Consider the following 22610-nt stretch of genomic DNA (forward strand, 5'->3'; position numbering starts at 1 on the left):
TCAGTGCGCGTCCTCGTCGTTGTCGTAGAAGTCCGGACGCTCCGGGTAGTGCGGACCGTCGTACACCTCCAGCAGTACGGAGGTCTCCTCGGCCCGGGTCGGTCCGTGCACCACGCCCTTGGGGTTCCAGTAGAAGCTGCCCTTGGTCAGCGTCGTACCGGTCGGCAGGTACACGTACCGACCGGACAGGCAGAACATGAACTGGTTCGATGCGTGCTTGTGCTCGGACGGGATACCGGAGCCCTGCTCGAACCGCACCAAGGCGATCGACGCCTCAGTCACCGGGTCGCGCCAGAGCATCTTGTGGGAGAGGCCGTCCAGCGACTTCTCCACCCACTCCAGGTCGTCCGTCTGCAACAGGATCTCGTGCAGCGGCTCGCCGAACGAAGTCACGCGTCCTCCCGAGGTACAGGTCTTCCGGTGATCCGGGTGTACAACTCCTCCGCCACCCCGGTACCCAGGGGTGCAACAGCAGCGATGTGGCCGTCCGGCCGGATCAGCACGATGGTCTCAGGTGGTACGCCGTACCGCTTGGTAGTCACACTGCCCGGGTCGAACAGAGCGCGGTCACGCAGACCGGAGTCGTGCGGCGCGTCCCACCGGGAAACGGCGTAGTGCTGCAGCGCCGGCGAATCGTTCACCGGGATCGACGGGCGCCGGCGTACGTCGGTGAAGTACAGCGCGACGAACGAGTCCCGGCACAGCTCGTGGATCGTCGTACGCCCGGTCGGACTCTGCAGTACCAGGTCCGGCGCGCGATCCCCGGCGCGTACGGTCGGCGGAGCGCCCGCGGTAGCCACCATCGACCAGTCGCCGGAACCGTCCACGTCCAGACGCACCCCGAGCAACGTACGCGTGTAGGCCGTCGCCCAATCGCTGGTCCCCTCGGTGACAGCACCCTGCTGGAACGACATGTACTTACGTGCCGCCTCAGCCATCTCACCGGAGCCCTCGATCGCGACCGGGCGCTGCTCCTGCTCGTACCCGTCCAGCAGGGCAGGCTCGGCCCAGCCACGCAGTACCCAGGCCAGGCGCCACGGCAGGTTGGACGCGTCCAGTGCACCGGTGTTCAGGCCCAGCGCCCACATCGGCGTGATCAGGTGCGCCGCGTCGCCCATCAGGAACACCTTGCGGTCCTTGGTCCACTGCTCCGCGACGCGGTGGTGCACGTTGTACACGACCGTGCCGAGCAGCTCGATCCGGTCCACCTCACCGATGAACTGCTTGACCTTCACCAGCAGGTCCTCGTCACCAGGCGCGTCCGCGCCGGGCGGCAGCGGGAACAGGAACCGCCAGTTGTCCGGCTGCCGGATCAGCACCATCCACTCGGACTTGTCCGCGAAGTACGCGAGGTACGGGTAGTCGCGCGCGTTGTTGACGTCCAGGTCGACCACTACGTCGATCAGCATGTACCGCTCGGCCAGCGTCTCGCCGACGACCTTCACACCGAGCGCGTCACGGATGCGGCTGCGCCCACCGTCGCAGGCGAGCAGGTACGACGCCTCCAGCTCCTGCGGCCCGTCCGGCGTCTCGAGCTGCAGCACCACCCGGTCGCCACGTACCTCGAACGACGTCAACCGGCGCTGCGTCAGTACTGGCTCCGGCAAGGCCGCCGCCAGCAACGGCTCCATCTTCTGCTGCGGCAGGTTGATGACGAACGGGAACTGCGTGTCGTTGACCAGCTCGGCGAGCTGCACCGAAGCACGTGGCGTGTTGGTGGCCCGGTCGATGTCACCGATCTCGTCGATCCGCAGCGCGGCGCCGAGGATGCCGTCCAGCGCGTCGTACCGGTTCCAGATCTCCAGCGTCCGGCTGAGCGTCGTACCGGCCTTGGTGTCGGACGACAGCACCGCGTCCTCCTCCAGCAGCACGTACGGGATGCCGTAGTGCGCCAGACCAAGAGCAGTGGTCAGACCGATCGGACCGGCACCTACTACTGCTACAGGCAGCTGTTCAGTCACAAGTTCACTCCGGGCAGCTAGTCGAGGCAGCTAGATAAAGCTCGTGAGCTTGGCAAAGGCACGTTCCCTGGGCAGTACCGACCCGGTGATCGCAGCCGCGTCGGACAGCAGGAACAACAACAGGCCGACCACGTCGTCGGGGTCGCCGATACCTATGGTGTCCTGCCAGTGGTCCCGGTCCGCACCGGCGTTCGCACCGCGGAACTGCACGGTGTCGATCACGCCTGGCGCGACCACGTTCACCCGGACTCGATCAGCAGCCACTTCTGCCGCCAGCGACTTGGCGAACGCCACCAGCGCCGCCTTACTCGCCGCGTACCCCGCTGCGCCCGCGTAGCCAGTGGCTGCCAGCCCAGACGTGAACACCACGACCGAACCGGACTGCCGCGCGACCAGGTGCGGTACGACCGCCTGGCATGCCCACACCACACCGTCAAGGTTCACTTGCAGCGTCCGCGTCCACTCCGCGGCGTCCATCTCCAGTACGGACGACCGCGGCTGTACGGCGGCACCAGCCACCAAGCCGTCGATCCGCCCGTACTGCTCCAGTACGCCCTGGGCAGCAGCTTCGACGGCAGTACGGTCCGCGACGTCCACTTCGACGTACTCGATCCCGGCAGCCGGTGGTGTCACATCGAAGACAACCGCCGTACCGCCGACTGCGTTGACAGCAGTAGCCAGCGCCGCACCGATGCCCTGTGCGCCGCCGGTGATCACCACGACTTCACCGGTCGCGTCGAACTTCACCTTCATGACGTCTCCTTCTTTGACGTCATCGTCTCGGTGATCCGCTGGAACGCGCCAGCCAGGTGACTACGCAACGCCTGCTCGGCGGCATCCGGGTCCTGTGCGACGCACGCGTCCAGGATCGCCTGATGCTCCTGCCGGCTCCGCTCGATCAGGAACGCGGTCGGTCGGCTCCCGAACCGGTAGCGCTCGCTGTTCTGCCAGACCGGCTCGATGGCCCGCGGCAACCACTGTGAACCGCTGGCCCGGTAGATCGCGAAGTGGAAGTCAGCATGCGCTCCACGGGCTCCTGCGGAGTCCTCTGCCCGCGACATCCGCAGGTGCTCGGCCAGTGCGGCAGCAGCTTTCTCCAGGTCCTCACCGGTGAACCGCGCGGCCGCGGCGCGTACGGCGAGACTCTCCAACGCCAGCCTGGTCTCGTGCGTGTCCCGCAGGTCCTCCAGCGACAGGTCACGTACCCACGCGCCTCGGTGCGGGATGATTTCGACCAGCCCGAGCGCCTCGAGCCGCCGCAGGCCTTCGCGTACCGGCATCTGGCTCATCTCGAGCCGACTGGCCAGCTCAACCAGGCGCAACGGTGTACCGCTCGGGAGCTCTCCTGACAGGATCAGCTGGTGCAACTCGGCCGCCGCGTGCTCAGCGAGCGTACGGCGACCACCTTTGCCGCCACCCGGCAGCAGCTCCAACGGCCCGCTCATCCGCGAGTCACGTAGTTCACGGGGTCTACACGAGTAACCCGGTTGCGCAACGAACCCAGCTTGTCGGCGCGAGTGATGACCTCATCGCCCTCCTGCAAGAACACCTGCGGCTCGCGCGCATTACCGATACCGGCCGGCGTACCCGTCAGCAGCAGGTCACCCGGCCGCAATGTCATCCCGAACGACAACTCACTGATCAGCGTCGCCACGTCGTACGCCATCTGCTTGGTGGACGCGTCCTGACGGACCTCACCGTTCACCAGACACTGCAGGTGGATGTCCTGCGGATCGCCCAGCTCGTCGGCGGTCACGAGCCACGGGCCGAGCGGCATCGTGTCGTCGATGCTCTTGCCCTTCAGCCACTGCCCGCCATGCGCCCGTTGCAGGTCCCGCTGGGACACGTCGTTCGCGAGCAGGTACCCCCAGACGTGGTCCAGCGCCCGCTCGACCGGGATGTTCTTCCCGGTCCGGCCGATCACCAGCGCGACCTCCGCCTCGTAATCCCACTTGGCGGAGATCTCCGGATCCCAGGCGATGTCGTCGTACGGACCGATCACCACGTCCGGGCCCTTGGTGAAGAAGGTCGGATGCTCGGGCCGGTCGACGTCCTGCCCCTCGCGTTTGCCCTTGCTCTCCTCGAAGTGATCCCAGTAGTTCCACCCGGTACACAGAATGTCCCGCCGGAACCGGCGCAGTGGCGCCCGCAGCATGCCTTCGTGGTAAGGGATCTGCTCCCCCGACAACGAAGCGCCGGACTCGATCACCTCGGTCAGATCCGTTGCTGTCAGCAATGAGACCGTGTCTCCCGAGAGCACGCCGGGCACTTCCCGCCCGGCGTGCTCCACCATCACGTACCGCATCTCAGGTCCACTCGACGCCGCGCACGGAATCACCCCTCACTCGTCCACGTCCTCGCTCCGCTCCGGGCGCGGACGAGGCACCAAGCGGGCTGTGTTGAATGATGAGCTCGCTCCGCTCGCTCATGAGACCACCGCGATGGCGCTGATCTCGATCAGATAGTCAGGATGGGCGAGCTTGCTGACCTCGACCATGGTCGAGGCCGGCAAGGGTTCCGTGAAGTACCGCGCCCGGATCTCGTGGATCTTGGCGAAGTCCTCCATGTTGCGTACGTACACGTCCACCCGGCAGATGTCCGCGAGCGTGCCGCCGGCCGCCTCGACCGCCGACTTCACGTTCTCGCAGACCTGCCTGGTCTGTTCCTGGACATCGCCGACGCCGGCGATCCCGCCGTCCGGCCGGCGCGCCGTCATCCCGGAGACGAACACCAGCCGCCCGGTCGCCTCGATCGTGGTGGCCTGCGAGAACACCCCGTTCGGGCTCCGCAGCGCATCCGTCGAAACCTGTGTCTTCGGCATCAGTTCAGCTCCCCTCCGGCCGGGATGACGGCGCCGACGGCGCGTGCGGCCGCCAGTAGTCCGTCCAGTCCCGGCTTCTCGATCAGTACTCCGTGCCGGCGCTGCTGTGCCGCGCGCTCGGCCTCGATCTCACCCGGCAGATACAGCCGGTCCACCCCTGGTGCCGTCGCGCTTCCGCGGACCCGTGCCGCCAGCCCGGACGAGCGGCGGCGGAACGCCTCCACCCCGCCCATCAGCTCCGGGTCGATCGCCAGGAACAGGTGCGCGCAGTCGTTCGGCCGGTCCGGCTCGCGGTACAGCGGGCGTACCTCGTCGCCCCAGCCGCCACCACTGAGTACACCGGTCAGCACGTCGATCATCAACGCCAGACCGAATCCCTTGTGCCCGGCGGCCGGCAACAGCATGCCGAGCACCGCCTCGTCCGGGTCGGTGGTCGGCGTCCCGGAAGCGTCGGTGGCCCAGGTGTCCGGAATCGAACGCCCGGCCGACGCCGCCAGCCGGATCTTGCCCAGGGCAACGGCCGACAGGGCCATGTCCAGCACGATCTCCACCCCGGCCGTGGTCGGTACGGCGATCGCGAGCGGGTTGTTGCCGACCAACCGTTCCGCGCCGCCCGGCGCGGGCATCAGCGGAGTCGTGTTGGACATTGCGATACCGATACACCCGGACTCGGCCGCCTGCGTCGCCCAGCGGCTCGCGGCGCCGAAGTGATGCGCGTTGCGGACCGAGACCAGACCGATGCCGTATCGGCCGGCGCGCTCGATCGCATGTCCCATCGCCTGCGGGCTGGACAGTTGCCCCATGCCACCACGGGCATCCACCACCATCGCGGCGCCGGCATCGAACAGTACGTCCAGTTCGCGTTCCCGGGTGACACCGCCGGCGTTCAGCCGCTCGACGTACATCGGGACCAGCATCACGCCGTGCGAGCTGACCCCGCGCAGATCGGCCTCGACCAGCGCGGCAGCGATCCCGTCGGCGTCCGCGGCCGCGAACCCGAGCTTGCCGAAAACAGCAGCCACGGTCGCCTGCAACCATTCCGGCCGAACCAGCACCCGCTGATCGGCGTCTGAAGCTTGTGCTGTCATCGGGTCTCACGCGCCCAGGGCAGCAGGAGGTATTCCAGCAAGGCCAATCCGTAGAAGAGGACGATGCTCATCACGCTGAGCAGGGTGATCGCGGCGAAGGCCAGGGTGGTGTCGGCGCTCGCGCCGGACTGCTGGATGATGTACCCGAGTCCCTTGGTCGCACCAACGAACTCGGCGATCACGGACCCGATCACGGCCAGCGAGATCGCCACCTTGAAGCCGGTGAAGATCTGCGGCATCGCGTACCGCAACCGGAGTTTGAAGAACTCCTGCGTCCGGCTCGCGTTCAGCGACCGCATCAGCTCGACCAGTTCGCTCGGCGTCGACTTCATTCCCTGCGCGGTCGAGATCACGATCGGGAAGAAGCACATCAGCAGTACCATCACCACCTTCGGCCACTGGCCGAAGCCCATCCAGACCACCAGCAGCGGCGCGACCGCGACCTTCGGGATCGAGTTCACCATCAGCAGCAACGGGTAGACCAGCCGCTCCAGGATCACCGACCGGACGATCAGCAGCGCGATCGGTACGCCGATCACGATCGCCAGCAGGAAACCCTCGATCGTCTCCAGCAGCGAGGTGCCGGTCTCGGTCAGCAGCATGCCGGGCTGCTCGGAGAACTTGACCACCACGTCCCACGGACTCGGCAGCAGGTACGGCTCGATCGCGAACACGATCGTCGCGCCCCACCAGAGCGCGACCGTCGCGGCCAGACCGATGATCGGCAGTACGACGGCGGCGGCCGGCGAATCCTTCAGCCAGGATCGTCTCGTCATCAGCCCCGCACCTCGTCCACCGTACGAACCTCGTCGCCGGACTTCTCCGCGAGCAGCGCGTGCAACCGGGCGCTGATCGTCGCGACCTCGGTGACGTGCGCGTCCTGCCCGAGGCTGCGCGGCCGCGGGATGTCGATGTCGACGACCTCCCGCATCCGCCCCGGCCGCGGTGTCAGCACGACGACCCGGTCGGCCAGTACGACGGCCTCCTCGATCGAGTGCGTGACGAACACGATCGTGGTGGAAAGCTCCATCTTGATCCGTTGCAGTTCCTCGGACAGCTCGGTCCGGGTGAGCGCGTCCAGGGCCGAGAACGGCTCGTCCATCAGCATCACCTGCGGGTCGCGGATCAACGACCGGCACAGCGACACCCGTTGCTGCATGCCACCGGACAGCTCGTGCGGCAGCCGCCCCTCGAACCCCTGCAGCCCGACCAGCTCGAGCAGCTGATGAGCACGGTCCCGGTACGAAGCCTTGCTGCCCTTGTCGATCTCGACCGGGAGCATCACGTTCGACAGCACCGATCGCCACGGCAGCAGGGCCGGGCGCTGGAACATGAAGGAGACGTCCCGGCGCGGCCCGGTGACGGGTTCGCCCGCCACCTGGACCGAGCCGGACGTCGGGGGCAACAGTCCCGCGATCAGCCGGAGCAGCGTGGACTTGCCACAGCCGGACCGGCCGATCAGCGTGACGAACTCACCACCCTGAACGTGCAGGTCGATCTCCTCCAGGGCGGTCACCCGGCCCTCGCGTCCGTCGAAGACCTGCCCCACGCCGTCCAGGCGAATCATCCGGTTCCAGTTCTCCCTTGCCAGCTCTTCGGAGCGCTAGCTCTTCGGAGCCAGGCTCATCGTGACCACGTCCTCCGGCTTGATCGCACCGGGCGTGATCGCCTTCGACTGCTCCAGCAGCGCGATGATCTTCTGCACCCGCTCGACGCTGACGTCACCCAGCGGGCCGTTGAAGCTCTTCGGCTTGACGTAGTCCTTCATGATGTTCAGCTCGGCGGTGGCGACGGCGACATCCGTGGTCGGCACGTACTTCTTCAGCGTCTCGGCGGCCCCGGCCGGGTCGTCGATGGTGTCCTGCAGACCCTTGAGCAGCGCCGCGGTGAACTTCTTCACCTGGTCCGGGTGGTCCTTGGCCAGGTCCGTCCGGGTGATGATCGCGTTCCCGTACAGGTCCGGCAGCACGTCGCCGTACGGCAGCGTGACCGCCTTGCGGTGCTTCGGGTCCGCCTTCTCGATCAGCGGCTGACCGACCACGAACTGGCCGATGCCCTGCACCTTGCCGGCCGCCAGCAGGTTCGGCAGCGCGGGCGGCGGGGACGGCAGGAAGGTGACCGACTTCGGGTCGATGTGCACCGCGTTGGCGTACACCGGGAACATCACCGTGTTGGTCGAACCCGGCTGGTCGCCGATGGTCTTGCCGGGCAGGTCCTGCGGGCCCTTGATGCCCAGACCCTCCAGCGACATGATCGCGGCCAGTGACTTCTGGTGGATCATCCCGACCGTGGTCACCGGCAGCTTCTGCTTACCGAGCGTGATCGCGGTCGCGGTGAAGTCGCCGATGCCGTAGTCGGCCTGGCCGCCGGCCACCAGCTTCATCACGTCGACGGTGCCGGTTCCGGGCGAGATCTTGACGTCGAACCCGGCGTCCTTGAAGTAGCCCTTCTCCAGCGCGACGTACGCGTACGCCTCCCGGCCGAAAGTGTTGAACGACGTCAGATAGCTGACCTTCTGCAGGCCACCGTCGTCCGCCGACTTGTCCTTGCTGCCGCCGTTGCACGCACTCACCGCGGCGAGCCCCAGGACCGCCATCAGGGCGATGACGGAACGCCTCAACCTCATATCGACCTCTCTCGTCCCGATATTTGATCAAACATCAAATATGGAAAGGTGGTCAATCCGCCCGCGGGGACTTCACAGGGATTTGACGTCCGCTGCGCCGGGTCCTCGCGGTACCGCTGGCCACCCGTCCTGGAGCTGTTCCCCATACCTGTCCGTAACCGGACGGGCACCCGCCCCGACCACAGACCGTACCTGCCTCGGCAGCAGATCGCGACGGTCCTGAGCGCCGAACCTTTAGCTGCAGCGTCAAATTTGCGTAAACCCTCACCTTTGCCGTGATCCTGCCCACTCCGGCGCGGGTTTCCGGCCGCTGGCAAGGGGCTCACTCCGGCGAGGGAGGTGCCACTCCCCTGGCTTTTGACACCATGTGACAGTGAGCGTGATCAGCAGCCTCTGGCGCCCGTCGACGTACCTGCGCTGGGTCTACCTGCTGCTGGGCGCGGCGCTGGTGCTCGCGTTCATCCTGGTCGACAGCGCGCTCGGCGCCGTGGTCCACGACCTCGACCTGCCGAACGTTGCCACCGGCATCATCTGGGTGGTGTTCGGGCTGCTGCCACCGATCGTGCTCGGGCTGCTGCCGGCCGTTCGCGAGGTGGAGGGCATCGCGGTCGAGTCGCTGCTCGGCGTCCGGTTCGACGAGCGGCCGCTCGGACCGGCGCGGACCTGGGCGCAGCGCCGCCGGACCGCGCTCTGGTTCGTCCTGCACCTGGTCGCCGGCGGCATCGTCGGCGTACTCAGCACCATCGTCATCGGGCTGGGCGCGATCTGGCTGGCGGCGCCGTTCCGCTCGCCCGGTACCCGTGATCTCGTCCCCGGCACCACCTATGTAGTACACGGCAACTGGACCGATCTGTGGATGCCGGCCGCGGCGATCGCCGGTTTGATCCTGCTGTTCCTGCTGTCCGCCGCCGTCGGCGCGCTGCTCGCCTACCTCGCCCCGCGTGTCCTCGGGCCGACCGCGGCGGAACGAATCGAGCTGCTCGAACAGCAGACCGCGACGCTTGCCGAGCGCAACCGTCTCGCCCGCGAACTGCACGACAGCGTCGGGCACGCGCTCAGCCTGGTCACGATCCAGGCCGCGGCCGCCCGGCGGGTGCTGGCGACCGATCCGGAGTTCGCCGAGACCGCGCTGGCCGCGATGGAGACCTCGGCCCGGGCCGCGCTTGCCGACCTCGACCATGTCCTCGGACTGCTCCGCGACGATCGTCGCCCCGGCTCCCGGACCGCACCACAGACCACGCTCGGCGCGCTGGACCGGCTGGTCGAGGCGACCCGGGCCGGTGGCATCACGATCAAGGTCGAGCGGTCCGGCGATCTGGACCGGTTGCCGGCCGCGGTCTCCCGCGAGGCGTACCGGATCGTGCAGGAAGGTTTGACCAACGCGATCCGGCACGCCGGGCGCCCGGCCGGCGAGCTGACCGTCGACCTGTCGATCCGGCTCGACACGAACGGACTGCTGCTCGCGGTGACGAACCCGGTCAGCGGGAAGTCCGAGTCGCTGGGTGGCGGGCGTGGACTGTCCGGGATCCGTGAAAGAGTCGCCGTACTCCGTGGCACTGTCGACGCCGGACCGGTCAGTTGGCACGACGGCCCGGCCTGGCGCCTCGCCGTGGGGCTGCCGGTCAGCATGACGAAGGGATGACATGAACCTGTCGGTGGTCGTGGTCGACGACGAGCCGCTGATCCGCAGCGGCCTGCGCGCCATCATCAACGCCGAGCCCGGCCTCACCGTCGTCGGCGAGGCCGGCGACGGCGCCGAGGTGCTCCCGGTGGTCCGCCGGACCGGCGCCGACGTCGTGCTGATGGACGTCCGGATGCCCGCGGTCGACGGCATCCAGGCCACCCGGCTCCTGCTGGAAAGCCTCGACCCGGCCCCGCGCGTACTGGTCGTCACCACCTTCGAGAACGACGACTACGTGTACGAAGCACTGCGCGCCGGCGCGTCGGGGTTCTTGCTGAAGCGCACCCCACCGGACGACATCATCGCCGCGATCCGCACGGTCGCACGAAGCGAGTCGTTGCTCTTCCCAGAGGCGATCCGGGCGCTGGCACTCGTACACGCCGGTTCACAGCCGGGGCCGACCGGGCTGGACGAGTATCAGCTGACCGAGCGTGAGCAGGAGGTACTGCGGCTGATGGCGCGCGGTCTGTCCAACGCGGAGATCGCCGCGGAGCTGATTCTCGGCGTACAGACGGTGAAGACGCACGTCGCGAACGTGCTCGCCAAGCTCAACGCCCGCGACCGTACCCAGGCCGTGATCCGGGCGTACGAGTCCGGCTTCGTCCCACTGCGTTAGCAGTCGGCGGCGTCCTCGGCCTCGGCCAGGGCGCAGGCGTTGTGCAGCGGGTCGATCGCGTTGGCCTTCATTGCCACCCGCTGCAGAAGCATCCGGAAGCTGGCCCGCTCGGGCTCGTCCAGGATTCCGAGGACCTCCTCCTCGGTCGCGCGCAGGCGGCGCTCCAGCTCGCACAGCGTCTGCTTGCCCTGCTCGGTCGGCACGATCAGGCGCGCCCGCCGATCGGCCGGGTCCGGGCGGCGCTGCACCAGCTCAGCCTTCTCCAGGTCGTCCAGCAGGTACGTCATCACGGTCCGGTCGACGTCGAGCTGCGCGGCCAGATCCAGCTGCCGCTTCGGCCCTTCCGACATCGTCGTCGCGAGCACCTGATAGCCGCGCGGCCCACCGGGCAGTCCTTCGAGCGCGGCCGCCGACGCCTTCGCGTACCGCCGGAAGACGACGCCGAGCGCCCAGCCCAGATCGGCTTCCACCGGCGCGCTGCCGTTGCCGGACGGCTCGACTCCGCGAGCGGTCCCGGCCGCGAGCTCAGGCGACGTACTGGACATGTCCCCATCCTACGGGGTGTACGCCACATGGAATACGTTCTGACTTGAATATGTTCTGCTCCACAGATTATCTTCAGAACAGCTCAACCCGAGCCCCTTCAACTGATGGAGACAGAACAGATGAGCACCCTGCTACGCGTCGACGCCAGCATCCGGCTGGACGGTTCGGTGTCCCGCGCGCTGGCGGACAGCGCCGAGGCCGCCTGGAAGGCGGAACACCCGGACGGTGTCGTGGTACGGCGTGACCTCGGGCAGCACCCGCTGCCCGCGACTCTCTGGCCGACCCTGGCCGCGGCGCAGGTCGGTCAGGAGCCGGTCGCCGACTCCGACCGGATGCCGCTCGCGGACGCGCAGGCGATCGCGGCCGGCCTCGCGACCGAGATCCGGAACGCCGACGCCGTCCTGCTCGCCGTACCGCTGTACAACTACGGCATCGCCCAGCACGTGAAGACCTGGATCGACGTCCTGCTGATGGACAAGGACTTCGCCTTCGGTACGCGCCCGCTCACCGGCCGGCCGGCGATCTTCGCGCTCGCCCGCGGCGGCGGGTACGGACCAGGCAGCCCGAAGCACGGCTGGGACCACGCCACGCCGTACTTGGAGCGGGTCTTCGCCGACCTGTTCGGCATGAACATCCGCACCGCCGCGGCTGAACTCACCCTCGCCCCGATCACCCCCGGCATGGAGGAGCTGATCGACGCCGCCAAGGTATCGGAGTCAGCCGCGCACGTCGAGGCCGAGACCCACGGCACGGTCGTCGCCCGCGAGCTACACGAACACGCCGCCTGACCCGTCGCCGCAGTCCTCCCCAAACCGCTTTGGGGAGGACTACCCGCCCGAATCGGGAGGTAATCCTCCCCGAACCGGTTTGGGGTTCACTTCTCCCAGGCGGACACCGTCACCGACAACGTCACCACCGCGGGCTCCGGCAGGACGGCGATGCGCTGCAGCAGGTCGCGGTAGTCGAGGTGCCGCGCGCTCGGCGTCATCAGGACGAGCTGCTCCACCGCCGACCGGTCGAGCGGCATCGTCTCCTCGACCACCTCACTGCCGGTCCGGACGAACTCCCCCGCCAGCGATTCCTCAAGCCGGCGTTCCTTGTCGGCGTCGACGCTGACCATTCCCAGTACGTCGATCAGCTCCGCGAGATGCTGCTGATTCGGCGTGACCACCAGGAGCCGTCCGGTCGGTGACAGTACGCGTGCCATCTCGGCGGCGTTGCGTGGCGCGAACACGTTCAGCATCAGCTCGGCCGCGCCATCCACCAACGGCAGCTCGCGCCACGCGTCGCACACCACCGACGCGATCCTCGGATCGGCCTTCGCCGCACGCCTCGCCGCGTACTTCGACACGTCCAGGGCGATCCCGCGACGATGCGGCGACATGCCGAGTACGCCGGCCAGGTAGTACGCGGTGCCGGCGCCGACCTCGACGACCAGGTCGTCATCGCCCAACTCGGCGCGCAGGATCAAGGCGTCCCGGATCGGCGCGTAGTGGCCGGTACCCAGGAAGACCGTGCGGGCGCCGACCATCGCCGCCGAGTCACCGTCGATTCCGTTCGAGGACGCGGGCAGCAGGTTCAGGTAGCCCTGCTTGGCCAGGTCGTACGCATGCCCGCGCGGGCAGCGGGCCGTACGGTCGGTCAGCGTCAGCCCGTCACCACAGACCGGGCAGCGGAGGGCGGCGACAAGATGGGCTTCCACCGCCTCAGGTTATGTCGCGACTCGTCAATCTCGCCCACGCCGCGGCATAGAAGACCACCAGATACCCGGCTTGGAGCAGCAGGTTGCGGCCGATGTCGTGCCAGTACGGCGGGTCGCGGAGCAGGTCGGCGAAGGACTGCCACCGGTACATCAGCAGCCACGGCTGGATCGCGTGCAGCTGCGGAATCGCGGTCATGATGCCGAGCACGATGAACGTGCCGAACGTCGCCGCCATCGCGGCCAGCGGGGTCGAGGTCAGCGACGAAACGAACAGGCCGATCCCGGCCAGACCGAGCAGCGACAGCGCGATCACGATCGCGATCCCGAGCGCGCGGAGCAGGCCGTCGCCGAGCGAGACCGTACTCCCGGACAGCAGCAGGACGTCGCCGACCGGGAACAGGATGAAGCCGACGATCAGCCCGGAGAGCCAGATCGTCAGCGTGGCGGCCAGGCAGAACACCGCGAGCGCGACCATCTTGGCCGCGAGCAGGCGGGACCGGCCGGCCGGCGCGGTGAGCATGCTGCGCAACGTGCCGAGACTGGACTCGCCGGCCAGGGACTCGCCCGAAACCACGGTCACCGCGGTCGGCAGGAAGAACGGCAGCGACAGGCCGAGACTGGCGACGATCAGGAACAGGCCGTTGCCGGCGATCTGCCCGATGAACCCTTCGGTACCGCCGCTGGAGCCGGTGATCTTGATCGCGATCCCGATCAGCAGTGGGACCGCGGCCAGTACACCGAGACCGACTTGGGTGCGGGCGCGGCCGAACACCAGCCGGAGCTCCGACAGGAACAACGCAAGCGTGTGCCGCCCGGCCCCCGGTTGGGCCGTCACAACGGCAGCGGGTGCGGTGTCGGGGACTGCTTCATTCGGCGACATCGAAACCCTCCCCGGTCAGGGCTACGAAGGCGTCTTCGAGGCTTGGGCGTTCCAGGCCGAAACCGTGGATGCGGACGTCCGCAGCGACCAGCGCGGCGGCGAACTTCTCGATCGGGACCTCGCCGGGGTCGCCCTCGACCGTCTCCTCGGTGGTCTTCAACTCAGTCACGCCGAGGCCCTGCAGCGTCTCGGCCGCCGGCCCGAGATCAGGCGTACTCACCACCAGTCGCGGGCGCAGCTCCGACCGGAGATCCGCCACCGTCGACTGACGCAGCAACTTGCCCCGGCTCATCACGGCCGCGTGCGTACAGACCTGTTCCACCTCGGCCAGCAAGTGCGTCGACGTGAACACCGTCGTACCGTCCTGAGCCAGCTCTCGGATCAGGTGCCGGACCTCGCGAGTGCCCTGCGGGTCGAGACCGTTGGTCGGCTCGTCCAGTACGAGGAGCTCGCGCCGCTGCATCAGCGCGACGGCGATCGCCAAGCGCTGACGCATACCCAGCGAGTACGCGCGGACCTTCTTGCCGGACGCGTTCGACAATCCGACTCGCTCCAGCGCCTCCCCCGCGCGTGCCTTGCGGGTCTTCGGGTCGGCGGTGCGGTCGGCGGCGTCGAAGCGCAGCAGGTTCGCCTGGCCGGTCCAGAACGGGTAGAACGCCGGTCCTTCGACCAGGGCGCCGACCCGCGGCAGGACGCGGAGGTGTGCTTTCGGCATCGGCTCGCCGAGCAGCTCGACCGCGCCCGCGGTGGGCGCGATCAAGCCGAGCAGCATCCGGATGGTGGTGGTTTTACCCGACCCGTTCGGTCCGAGGAAGCCGTACACGCTCCCGGCCGGGACCTCCAGGTCGACCGCGTCCACCGCGACCTGCCCGCTCCGGAACCGTTTGGTCAGGCCGTGGGTGACGACCGGCGCGCTCACGGTCAGCGCGGGGCCTTCGCCGCGGCGGCCTGCAGGGTGTCCGGAGTGACCAGACCGGCGAAGATCCGGCCGTCGTTGGTGATCAGCGCGCTGACCATCTTGCTGGTGACGATCTTGCCCGAGCCCCACGGACCCTGCACGGTCGGCGCCTTCGCCAGCAGCTGGCCGAGCTGACCGAGCTTGCCGTTACCACCGGTCAGATCCGCCGTCTGGGCGCCGCGGATCATGACCACGCTGTCCCAGCCGGTACCGATCACGGTCGGCTTGTCCGCGTTCGCCGAACCCGGCTTGCGCGGCAGCAGCTTCGGGGTGGTCTTAGGGTTCACCTGCTTCGGCAGCTCGGTCTTCGGCAGCCCGCTCTTCGCCGGCGCCTTCTGCTCGGTCACCTTCACCCCGGCCGGCGGCGTGAACGTGAAGCTGCTCGCCGACGGTACGTCGAACGACACCGAGGTGAAGCCGAGCTCGACCGCCGGGTTGCCACCGGACCGCGGCATCACCGTCACGTCCAGCGGGACCCAGGTCTTGGAGTCGACCGCCACCGTCACCGAACCGACTGTCGTCTTGTCGGTCTTCGGCACCAGCTTCAGCTTGTACGCGTCCCGGCCGGCGACCTTCTCGGTGCCGCTGACCTGGACCTGGGTGCTCGGGTCGATCGCGGCCAGGAACTGCTTCGCGACCGCCTGCGGGTTGTAGTTCTGCTGCGGCCGCGTCTTCTGCGGCGTGCTCGCCGAATGCGCCGGCAGGGTCAGCTTCGTGGCTTCACGCTTGGACGAGTCGTACGCCCAGGCGGACTTGCCGTCGGTGGTCCAGAGCTGCTCGGCCTGGTTGTCCAGCAGCGAGACCCGCGCCTTGTCCGGCGTCGCGAACGCGACCCGCGCGGTGTGCTGGCCACTCAGCAGGTCGGTGAGCTCCCGGGTGCCGGGTGCCATCCCGGGGATCGCAGGCAGGCCGAGGTCGGCACTCGACTGCACGGTGCCGCTCAGGCCGTCGACCTTCGCCGACTGCACCTTCGTGAGCAGGTCCTGCGCGGAGATGTTCGGCAGCTTCGGTGAGGCGTCTGCCATCACCGGGCCGATTGCCCCCACTCCCGCCACCACGGCGACTGCCGCGACCGGAACCAACCACCGTCGACTGCGCTGCGCTACGCCCATGGATACAGCCTCGCACCGCGTGCGGACGGAACCAAGTGCCCTCGGGGTAGGTTCACCCGAAAGAGTGAGGCCGGCGTACGACCGTGGTCGTACGCCGAACACTCAGCGTGACTGCAAGGCGTCCAGCGCGACCGTCATCGCCGCGGCGACGCGGAAGTCGAGGCGCTGGTCCTGGACGTCGATGCGGTACCGGTCGCGGACCGAGACCTTGCGCTCGACCGACAGGACCGGCCGGCCGGAGCCACGGTCGGTGAAGTCGAAGTGGAAGATGAACGGCAGCGGGATCTCACCGACGAACGGGACGAACTCCCAGACCCGGCGGACGATCGCGATCGTCGCGTTCCGCTCGGTACCGTCCGCCTCGACGCCGGCCGCGCTCAGCTGCCAGCTGGACCGGAGCAGGCTCTTCCCGAACTCCTTCTTGAACCAGCCGATCGGCTGCCCGTTCGCGTCGTACACGTCGTAGCCGGAACCGAGGTCGATCGTCTTCCGCGCCTTGAACGAGAACACCGGCTGGGTCTTCGTGTCGTCGGTGTAGAACGTCACCTGCTCCTTGAACGCCATCCGCTTCTGCTGCGCGAACGCGAGCAACGCTCCGTCGCTGCCGTCCGGGTTGGTGGCGATCAACTCGTACTTGTTCGCCATCAGGGTGATCCGCTGTTTCATCGAGAACTTGGGTACGTACATGGGGGACGGCTGCTCAGTCATGCGGAGGAGTGTCGCAGACCGGAGGCCGACGCGCCGGTGGCGATGCCCTGGGCGAACGCTTCCGCGTGGTCGGTGCGGTCGGCGATGCGTACGTGGAGGTGGCCGATGCCCTGGAGGGCGAGGTCGCGGGCCAGTTCGATGCCGAACTCTGTTGCTTCAGGCGCGGTGCGGGCGTGCCGCCAGAGGACGCCGAAGTTGGCGGGTGGTTTGGTGGGGCCCAGATCGACGGCCAGGTCTTCGGGGTGCCGCAGGCTGGACGCGTCGCCGCCGATGATCACGTGGACTGTTTGACCAGATGTCGCGCCCTCGCCCGGCTCCCCCGCCCGCGCCGGCTCTCCCGCCTGTCCCGCTTGTCGCGTCACTCCCGGCTCTCCGGCCTCGAGCGCTTCGTTGACGATCGACACGTCTCGGTTGCCCCAGGTTTCGTGGTGTACGGCCCAGGTGAGCGGCCGGCGTTTCGCCCAGCCCGTACGGACCAGCTCCGGCGCGGTCGCGAACTCGGCGACGTGTCCGACGCAGAGGTACCCGACCAGCTCGATGTGCGCGGGCAGACCGAGGACGCCCGCGACCTCTTCGGGGGTGAAGAACGAGACCCAGCCGACGCCCAGCCCTTCGGCGCGGGCGGCGAGCCAGAGGTTCTGGATCGCGATCGCGGCGGAGAACCAGGTCGTACGCGGATCGGCGTGCCGCCCGAGCACGTGCCTTCCACCGCGGCCGGGGTCGCAGGTGACCGCGAGGTTCACCGGCGCGTCCAGGATCGCCTCGATCTTCAGCCCGTCGAACGCGGCGCGGCGATCGTCCGGAAGTGACGCGGCGAAGGTGTCGCGCTGGGCGGTCGCCAGGTCGTGCACCTTTCGCCGGAGGTCGCGGTCGCGGATCACCAGGAAGTCCCACGGCTGGCTGAGGCCGACACTCGGCGCCCGGTGCGCGGCCTCCAGAACCCGGGTCAGCAGAAGGTCGTCGACCGGCAGATCGAGGAAGCCCCGGCGTACGTCCCGGCGCTCGGCAATAACCCGATGCACTGCTTCACGGGCCGAGCCGTCGTACGCGGGGGCGGGTGTGATGCGCTCGCCCGTCGACTCGTCGTACGCGGGAGCGGGTGTGGTGTGCTCGCGGGCCGGCTCGTCGTGCTCGGGGGTTGGGAGGTGGCCGATGGCTACTGTTGCGTTGGGGCTTTGTTGTTTGGTGCGGATGAGGCGCGCACCGGCGGCCAGGACCGCGGCTTCGGCGACGCTGGGTGTGCCGATGTGGTGCTGCACCTTTTCGCTGGGGGTCGGAGGCGATTGGGTGGCGAGCTCGCTGGTCTCGAAGGTGCGGAGCTCGGCGTTCAAGTCTTGGGCCAGACGTTTTAGAGCAGGTTCTTGCTCACGGCCGGTGCGGGTCGCGACCACGTGAACGTCTCCGGTGACGTCGTGGAGTCCATCGCGTACGAGCGCGGTCAGCTCTTCGTACGAGGTGCCGCCGCGGAGGCCGATGCCGACGACGAGCTTCATCGGCTTCGGGCGGCCGCGACGAAGCGGACCGGGACGTCGGGCGTGGCAGTCCAATGGACGTGCAGGTAGGACGCGTGGACGTGTGGAAGCGTCATGCCCTCCGCACCGGCCGGCAGGTACCAGGCTGGTGTGAGTTCTTTGGTACTTGGCGTGATCGTGGTGCGGTGGAATTCATGACCGCGGACGCGACGCCCTTCGTCGTAGAACGCGGTGGTCGTGGCGGCGACGGCGGTGCGGTAGCCGAGGGTCAAGCGGGAGGTCATCCGCGCCGTCGCGGGGAGGACGCCGGTCATCGGGTGGCCGTCGAGTTCGCGGCAGAGGTAGAGCAGGCCGGCGCATTCGGCGATCACCGGGAGACCGACGGAAATCCCGGCGGCGACCTGGTCACGGAGCTTGGTGTTCGCGGACAGGGCTTCGGCGTGCAGCTCGGGGAAACCACCGCCGAGGTAGAGCCCGGCGGTTGCCTCGGGCAACTGATCGGTGAGTGGGTCGAAGGTGATCACCTCCGCACCGGCCGCCTCGAGCAGCTCGGTCGTCTCGGTATACCGAAAGGAAAACACCGGCCCACCCGCAACCGCAACAACCGGCCGACCGCCACGCCCCAAACCGGTTTGGGGCGGCCTACCGCCCTGGATCGGCAGGTGATCCTCCCCAAACCGCTTTGGGGCAGCTTGCCTTCCCAAATCAGGAGGTGGTGCTCCCCGAACCGGTTTGGGGAGGATGGCGGTGGTGGGGTTCCAGGGGGTCGCGTTGTGGTGGGGTGCGGCGTGGGCGGCCGTGACTACGGATTGGAGGTCTACGCCCTGGTGGACGAGTTCGGCGGCTGCCGCGACGGCTTGCTCGGCCTGGGCTTGTTGTTCGGGTGCGGGGACCAGACCGAGGTGGCGGCTGGGTACGGTCAGCCGCGCGTCGCGGCGCAGTACGCCGAGCACGGGTACGCCGGTCGGCGCGACACCGGCGCGTACTTCGGTCTCGTGCCGTTCGGACCCGACCTTGTTCAGGATCACGCCGACGATGCGTACCTCCGGGTCGTACCCGACGAACCCCTGCACCACCGCGCCGACGCTCCGTCCGGCCGCGGACGCGTCCACCACGAGTACGACCGGCGCGCGGAGCAGCTTCGCGACATGCGCCGTCGAGGAGAACCCTTCGGTGCCGAGCGCGCCGTCGTACAGGCCCATCACGCCTTCGACGACCGCGAGGTCCGCCCCGGCCGCGCCGTGCTGGAAGAGCGGCGCGACCCGCTCCTCCCCCGACAGCATCGGGTCGAGGTTCCGCCCGGGCCGCCCGGTCGCGACCGCGTGGAACCCAGGGTCGATGTAGTCCGGCCCGACCTTGAACCCGGCCACCGTGTGCCCGGCCCGCCGCAACGCCGCCATCAACCCGACCGCGACGGTCGTCTTCCCCGCCCCCGAAGCCGGCGCCGCCACCACCACCCGCGGAATCAACCGACCCACCAGCCCATCACCCACCCCGGCACTCGAGCCCGCCCCAACACCCGGCCACTGCCCACCCCGACACCCGGCCCATCACCCGGCCACTTGCACACCCCAGCACTCAGGCATGCCCCAACACCCGGCCGACCGCTCGCCGCACCACCCGGCCGACCGCTCGCCGCACCACCCAGCCGACCGCTCGCCGCACCACCCGGCCGACTGCTCGCCGTATCACCCGGCGCGGTCACCACTCGATGCCTTTCTGGCCTTTCTGGCCGGTGTCCATCGGGTGTTTGAGCTTGGTCATCTCAGTGGCCAGATCGGCCGCCTCAACCAACTTGGGATGCGCGTCCCGCCCAGTGATCACCACGTACTGGTGCCCCGGCCGATCGCTGAGCGTCTCGACCACCTCGTCCACGTCCACCCAGCCCCACTTCATCGGGTACGTGAACTCGTCCAGCACGTAAAGATCGTGCGCCTCGGCCGCGATCCGGCGCTGGATCTCCCGCCACCCCTCCAACGCGTCGGCCGCGTGATCGGCATCCGTACCAGGCTTGCGCGACCAGCTCCACCCTTCACCCATCTTGTGCCACTCGACCGGTCCGCCCTCGCCGGTCTCGTCGTGCAGCCGCCCGAGCGCCTTGAACGCGTTCTCCTCGCCGACCTTCCACTTCGCGCTCTTCACGAACTGGAAGACCCCGATCCGCCAGCCCTGGTTCCACCCGCGCAACGCCATTCCGAACGCGGCGGTCGACTTCCCCTTCATCTCCCCGGTGTGCACCATCAGCAACGGCCGGTTCCGCCGCTGCCGCGTGGTCAGGCCGTCATCCGGTACGGCGACCGGCTGCCCTTTCGGCATCAGGCCGCCTTCCGTTCGCTGACCGTACGGACAAGGTTGCCGGCGGCAACATCCCCGAGATCGAGGTACTCCGCGCCGAGATCGCCCGCGAGCTCCGCGGCCAGCCCGAGCCGTACGCCGCGACGCGGTTCGCAATCGACCACCACCGTCGCGATCCCCCGCTGTCCCAACCACCCGGCCGCCTCCCGGGCGCGGGCGAACGCGTTCTCGCCGTACGTCGCGCGACCGTCGGTGACGAGTACCAGCAACGGTCGCCGGCGCGGATCGCGGATCGCGGCGACCCGAAGCAGCTCGGCCGTCTGCAACAAACCTTCCGCGAGCGGCGTACGCCCACCGGTCGGCAATGATTCGAGCCGTCGCACCGCGGTTTCCACGCTGCCCGTCGGCGGGAGCGCGACCGTCGCGCCGGCGCCCGCGAAGGTGACCAGCCCGACGGTGTCGCGGCGCTGGTACGCGTCCAGCAGCAGCGAAACGATCGCGGTCTTGACCTCACTCATCCGCTTCTTCGTACCCATCGATCCGGATGCGTCGACGCAGAACAGGACGAGGTTCCCTTCGCGGCCTTCGCGTACGGCGAGCCGCACGTCCGCCGCCCGTACCGTCAGCCCCGGACCGCTCCGCCCACGCGCATGCTGATGCGGCGCCGCGCTCCGAATCGTCCCAAGCAAATGCGGCCGCCCGGCTTCCCGCCCGACCCGAGCCCGGTCCCCCACCACGCGCCCCACCTCGGTCAGCGCCCGTGACCTCCGCCCAGCCACACCCACCCCAGCAGCCCGCACACTCAACAGCCGCGCCTTGTACGGCTCGCCACTACCCGCGACGTCGCCGCTCGGAGCAGGACCAGCAGTCGCCTCACCAGGTACTTGCTCATCACCATCAGCTGAAGTTGAAGGGTCGACGCCCCCGCCCGGCCCGCCACTCGGATCATCGGGCCCGTCGTCATCCGGGTCTTCTTCTGGGGTGGTGTTGTTGATGGCGTCTTCGAGTTGCTGGTCGTCCAGGCCGGGTGCGTCGAAGGGGTTTCGCCTGCGCCGATGTGGCAGCGCGAGCTTCGCGGCCGCGCGTACGTCCTCGACTTCCACGACCGTACGACCGCACCAAGCCGCGTGCGCGACCGCCGTCCGCGCGGTGACCAGATCGGCGCGCATCCCATCAACGTCGAACGACGCGCAGATCTCCGCGATCTGCCGCAACGCCGCGTCGGTCAGGATCACGTCCGGCAACAACCCCTGCGCCTTCACGATCCGCTCGGCCAACTCACGTTGCGCGCCGTCGTACCGCTCGGCAAAGTCGGCCGGACCTGCCTCGTACGTGAGCCGCGCGCGCATGACCTCGACCCGCACGGCCGGATCCCGGCTGGCGACGACATCAACCGTCAGACCGAACCGGTCGAGCAGCTGCGGCCGAAGCTCGCCTTCTTCCGGGTTCATCGTCCCGACGAGTACGAACCGCGCCGGGTGCGTCACCGAAACACCATCGCGCTCAACCGTTGCCCGGCCCATCGCGGCGGCATCCAGGAGTACGTCGACCAGGTGATCGTGCAGGAGGTTCACTTCGTCCACGTACAACAGCCCACGATGCGCCGCCGCCAGCAACCCCGGCTCGTACGCGGTGACGCCCTCGGCCAGCGCCTTCTCCAGATGCAGCGAACCGAGCACCCGGTCCTCGGTCGCCCCCACCGGCAACTCCACCAACCGAGCCGCCCGCCGTATCCCACCACCAACCGAGCCATCACGCGAGGCGTCGGTGCCGTGTGGGGCGTTGGCGGCAGCACCGTGCGGGGTGTCGGCGGAGGTGCGGTGCGGAGCGTCAGCGGCAATGCCGTGCGGGGTGTCTGGGCAGGTTGGGTCGGGGTGGTCCGGGTCGCAGGAGAAGCGGCAGTTCGGGATCACGTCCACGGGCGGGAGGATCTCGGTCAGGGCGCGGACGGCGGTCGACTTCGCCGTGCCCTTCTCGCCCCGGATCAGCACCCCGCCGATCGCCGGCGACACCGCCGCCAGGATCAGCGCCAGCTGAAGATCGTCCATCCCGACGATCGCGGTGAACGGAAACCCGGCATCAGATCGAGCAGCCCGCATCGGCGGAAGTCCCTTTCGTCGAGCGGGTGTCCACGCCCGCTACGG

23 protein-coding genes are annotated in these 22610 nt (G+C 68.7%); 3 read left to right on the forward strand and 20 right to left on the reverse strand.

The window, feature by feature from the left end:
- The 10 genes from HDA44_RS10620 to HDA44_RS10665 form a co-directional block, all read right to left on the reverse strand.
- The gene (locus tag HDA44_RS10620) at positions 1–393 is read right to left on the reverse strand and encodes a cupin domain-containing protein (protein ID WP_184833384.1); all 393 of its coding nucleotides are present in this window, start codon (positions 391–393) and stop codon (positions 1–3) included.
- Positions 390–1961: an FAD-dependent monooxygenase gene (locus HDA44_RS10625; RefSeq protein ID WP_184833386.1), complete on the reverse strand. Its 1572-nt coding sequence runs from the start codon at positions 1959–1961 to the stop codon at positions 390–392. Before HDA44_RS10625 ends, HDA44_RS10620 begins: the two co-directional genes overlap by 4 nt.
- A gap of 30 nt (positions 1962–1991) precedes the next feature.
- A complete protein-coding gene (locus HDA44_RS10630; RefSeq protein WP_184833388.1) occupies positions 1992–2714 on the reverse strand; it encodes an SDR family NAD(P)-dependent oxidoreductase in 723 nt (240 codons plus the stop codon).
- The gene (locus HDA44_RS10635; protein ID WP_184833390.1) at positions 2711–3406 is read right to left on the reverse strand and encodes a GntR family transcriptional regulator; all 696 of its coding nucleotides are present in this window, start codon (positions 3404–3406) and stop codon (positions 2711–2713) included. Before HDA44_RS10635 ends, HDA44_RS10630 begins: the two co-directional genes overlap by 4 nt.
- On the reverse strand, positions 3403–4266 hold the full coding sequence (locus HDA44_RS10640) for a fumarylacetoacetate hydrolase family protein (protein ID WP_184833392.1): 864 nt from the start codon (positions 4264–4266) through the stop codon (positions 3403–3405). The genes HDA44_RS10635 and HDA44_RS10640 overlap by 4 nt, the downstream gene beginning before the upstream one ends.
- 120 nt (positions 4267–4386) lie before the next feature.
- A complete protein-coding gene (locus HDA44_RS10645; RefSeq protein WP_184833394.1) occupies positions 4387–4782 on the reverse strand; it encodes a RidA family protein in 396 nt (131 codons plus the stop codon).
- On the reverse strand, positions 4782–5870 hold the full coding sequence (locus tag HDA44_RS10650; protein WP_184833396.1) for an Ldh family oxidoreductase: 1089 nt from the start codon (positions 5868–5870) through the stop codon (positions 4782–4784). Before HDA44_RS10650 ends, HDA44_RS10645 begins: the two co-directional genes overlap by 1 nt.
- Positions 5867–6646 carry an ABC transporter permease gene (locus tag HDA44_RS10655; protein ID WP_184833398.1) on the reverse strand — a complete coding sequence of 260 codons (780 nt, stop codon included), beginning with the start codon at positions 6644–6646 and terminating at the stop codon, positions 5867–5869. Before HDA44_RS10655 ends, HDA44_RS10650 begins: the two co-directional genes overlap by 4 nt.
- The gene (locus HDA44_RS10660; protein ID WP_184833400.1) at positions 6646–7437 is read right to left on the reverse strand and encodes an ABC transporter ATP-binding protein; all 792 of its coding nucleotides are present in this window, start codon (positions 7435–7437) and stop codon (positions 6646–6648) included. Before HDA44_RS10660 ends, HDA44_RS10655 begins: the two co-directional genes overlap by 1 nt.
- 36 nt (positions 7438–7473) lie before the next feature.
- A complete protein-coding gene (locus tag HDA44_RS10665) occupies positions 7474–8496 on the reverse strand; it encodes an ABC transporter substrate-binding protein (protein ID WP_184833402.1) in 1023 nt (340 codons plus the stop codon).
- A gap of 373 nt (positions 8497–8869) precedes the next feature.
- On the opposite strand from HDA44_RS10665, the gene HDA44_RS10670 reads away from it, so the two are divergent.
- Positions 8870–10138: a sensor histidine kinase gene (locus HDA44_RS10670; protein ID WP_319035921.1), complete on the forward strand. Its 1269-nt coding sequence runs from the start codon at positions 8870–8872 to the stop codon at positions 10136–10138.
- A 1-nt stretch (position 10139) separates the two neighbouring features.
- The gene (locus tag HDA44_RS10675) at positions 10140–10793 is read left to right on the forward strand and encodes a response regulator transcription factor (protein WP_184833404.1); all 654 of its coding nucleotides are present in this window, start codon (positions 10140–10142) and stop codon (positions 10791–10793) included.
- On the opposite strand, the gene HDA44_RS10680 is transcribed toward HDA44_RS10675, so the two are convergent.
- Positions 10790–11338, reverse strand: a complete 549-nt coding sequence (locus HDA44_RS10680) for a MarR family winged helix-turn-helix transcriptional regulator (protein ID WP_184833406.1) — start codon at positions 11336–11338, stop codon at positions 10790–10792. The two genes, HDA44_RS10675 and HDA44_RS10680, sit on opposite strands and share 4 nt — an antisense overlap.
- Positions 11339–11458: 120 nt before the next feature.
- Between HDA44_RS10680 and HDA44_RS10685 the strand changes: the two genes are divergently transcribed.
- Positions 11459–12127 (forward strand): FMN-dependent NADH-azoreductase, encoded by a 669-nt coding sequence (locus HDA44_RS10685; RefSeq protein WP_184833407.1) that lies wholly within the window; start codon positions 11459–11461, stop codon positions 12125–12127.
- 86 nt (positions 12128–12213) lie between these two features.
- Here HDA44_RS10685 and HDA44_RS10690 read toward each other — a convergent pair whose 3' ends face one another.
- The 9 genes from HDA44_RS10690 to HDA44_RS38850 all read right to left on the reverse strand — a co-directional run bounded on the left by HDA44_RS10690 (position 12214) and on the right by HDA44_RS38850 (position 22565).
- A complete protein-coding gene (locus HDA44_RS10690) occupies positions 12214–13041 on the reverse strand; it encodes a putative RNA methyltransferase (RefSeq protein ID WP_184833408.1) in 828 nt (275 codons plus the stop codon).
- 4 nt (positions 13042–13045) lie between these two features.
- Positions 13046–13921: an ABC transporter permease gene (locus tag HDA44_RS10695; protein ID WP_184833409.1), complete on the reverse strand. Its 876-nt coding sequence runs from the start codon at positions 13919–13921 to the stop codon at positions 13046–13048.
- On the reverse strand, positions 13908–14840 hold the full coding sequence (locus HDA44_RS10700; protein ID WP_319035917.1) for an ABC transporter ATP-binding protein: 933 nt from the start codon (positions 14838–14840) through the stop codon (positions 13908–13910). Before HDA44_RS10700 ends, HDA44_RS10695 begins: the two co-directional genes overlap by 14 nt.
- A 2-nt stretch (positions 14841–14842) precedes the next feature.
- Complete coding sequence (locus HDA44_RS10705) at positions 14843–15991, reverse strand: LolA family protein (RefSeq protein ID WP_202887299.1); 1149 nt, start codon at positions 15989–15991, stop codon at positions 14843–14845.
- A 102-nt stretch (positions 15992–16093) separates the two neighbouring features.
- Positions 16094–16699, reverse strand: coding sequence for an LURP-one-related family protein (locus HDA44_RS10710; RefSeq protein ID WP_238352408.1), 606 nt, complete (start codon positions 16697–16699; stop codon positions 16094–16096).
- Entirely contained in the window at positions 16696–18192 is a 1497-nt protein-coding gene (gene bluB, locus HDA44_RS10715) for a 5,6-dimethylbenzimidazole synthase (RefSeq protein WP_184833410.1), read from the reverse strand. Before bluB ends, HDA44_RS10710 begins: the two co-directional genes overlap by 4 nt.
- Positions 18189–19649 (reverse strand): cobyrinic acid a,c-diamide synthase CobB, encoded by a 1461-nt coding sequence (locus HDA44_RS10720; protein WP_337905826.1) that lies wholly within the window; start codon positions 19647–19649, stop codon positions 18189–18191. The genes bluB and HDA44_RS10720 overlap by 4 nt, the downstream gene beginning before the upstream one ends.
- A 223-nt stretch (positions 19650–19872) precedes the next feature.
- Complete coding sequence (gene cobO, locus HDA44_RS10725; RefSeq protein WP_184833411.1) at positions 19873–20487, reverse strand: cob(I)yrinic acid a,c-diamide adenosyltransferase; 615 nt, start codon at positions 20485–20487, stop codon at positions 19873–19875.
- The gene (locus tag HDA44_RS38850) at positions 20487–22565 is read right to left on the reverse strand and encodes a magnesium chelatase subunit D family protein (RefSeq protein ID WP_184833412.1); all 2079 of its coding nucleotides are present in this window, start codon (positions 22563–22565) and stop codon (positions 20487–20489) included. The genes cobO and HDA44_RS38850 overlap by 1 nt, the downstream gene beginning before the upstream one ends.
- Between the last annotated feature and the right edge of the window lie 45 nt (positions 22566–22610).

The sequence above is a fragment of the Kribbella solani genome (assembly GCF_014205295.1).
In the GTDB taxonomy this organism is placed as follows: Bacteria; Actinomycetota; Actinomycetes; order Propionibacteriales; family Kribbellaceae; genus Kribbella; species Kribbella solani.

Coding starts and splice junctions, on each gene's coding strand:
- HDA44_RS10630 (WP_184833388.1), bottom strand. CDS start 2,714: ATGAAGGTGAAGTTCGACGCGACCGGTGAAGTCGTGGTGATCACCGGC.
- HDA44_RS10635 (WP_184833390.1), bottom strand. CDS start 3,406: ATGAGCGGGCCGTTGGAGCTGCTGCCGGGTGGCGGCAAAGGTGGTCGC.
- HDA44_RS10640 (WP_184833392.1), bottom strand. CDS start 4,266: ATGCGGTACGTGATGGTGGAGCACGCCGGGCGGGAAGTGCCCGGCGTG.
- HDA44_RS10645 (WP_184833394.1), bottom strand. CDS start 4,782: ATGCCGAAGACACAGGTTTCGACGGATGCGCTGCGGAGCCCGAACGGG.
- HDA44_RS10650 (WP_184833396.1), bottom strand. CDS start 5,870: ATGACAGCACAAGCTTCAGACGCCGATCAGCGGGTGCTGGTTCGGCCG.
- HDA44_RS10655 (WP_184833398.1), bottom strand. CDS start 6,646: ATGACGAGACGATCCTGGCTGAAGGATTCGCCGGCCGCCGCCGTCGTA.
- HDA44_RS10660 (WP_184833400.1), bottom strand. CDS start 7,437: ATGATTCGCCTGGACGGCGTGGGGCAGGTCTTCGACGGACGCGAGGGC.
- HDA44_RS10665 (WP_184833402.1), bottom strand. CDS start 8,496: ATGAGGTTGAGGCGTTCCGTCATCGCCCTGATGGCGGTCCTGGGGCTC.
- HDA44_RS10675 (WP_184833404.1), top strand. CDS start 10,140: ATGAACCTGTCGGTGGTCGTGGTCGACGACGAGCCGCTGATCCGCAGC.
- HDA44_RS10680 (WP_184833406.1), bottom strand. CDS start 11,338: ATGTCCAGTACGTCGCCTGAGCTCGCGGCCGGGACCGCTCGCGGAGTC.
- HDA44_RS10685 (WP_184833407.1), top strand. CDS start 11,459: ATGAGCACCCTGCTACGCGTCGACGCCAGCATCCGGCTGGACGGTTCG.
- HDA44_RS10695 (WP_184833409.1), bottom strand. CDS start 13,921: ATGTCGCCGAATGAAGCAGTCCCCGACACCGCACCCGCTGCCGTTGTG.
- HDA44_RS10705 (WP_202887299.1), bottom strand. CDS start 15,991: ATGGGCGTAGCGCAGCGCAGTCGACGGTGGTTGGTTCCGGTCGCGGCA.
- HDA44_RS10710 (WP_238352408.1), bottom strand. CDS start 16,699: ATGACTGAGCAGCCGTCCCCCATGTACGTACCCAAGTTCTCGATGAAA.
- bluB (WP_184833410.1), bottom strand. CDS start 18,192: ATGAAGCTCGTCGTCGGCATCGGCCTCCGCGGCGGCACCTCGTACGAA.
- cobO (WP_184833411.1), bottom strand. CDS start 20,487: ATGCCGAAAGGGCAGCCGGTCGCCGTACCGGATGACGGCCTGACCACG.
- HDA44_RS38850 (WP_184833412.1), bottom strand. CDS start 22,565: ATGCGGGCTGCTCGATCTGATGCCGGGTTTCCGTTCACCGCGATCGTC.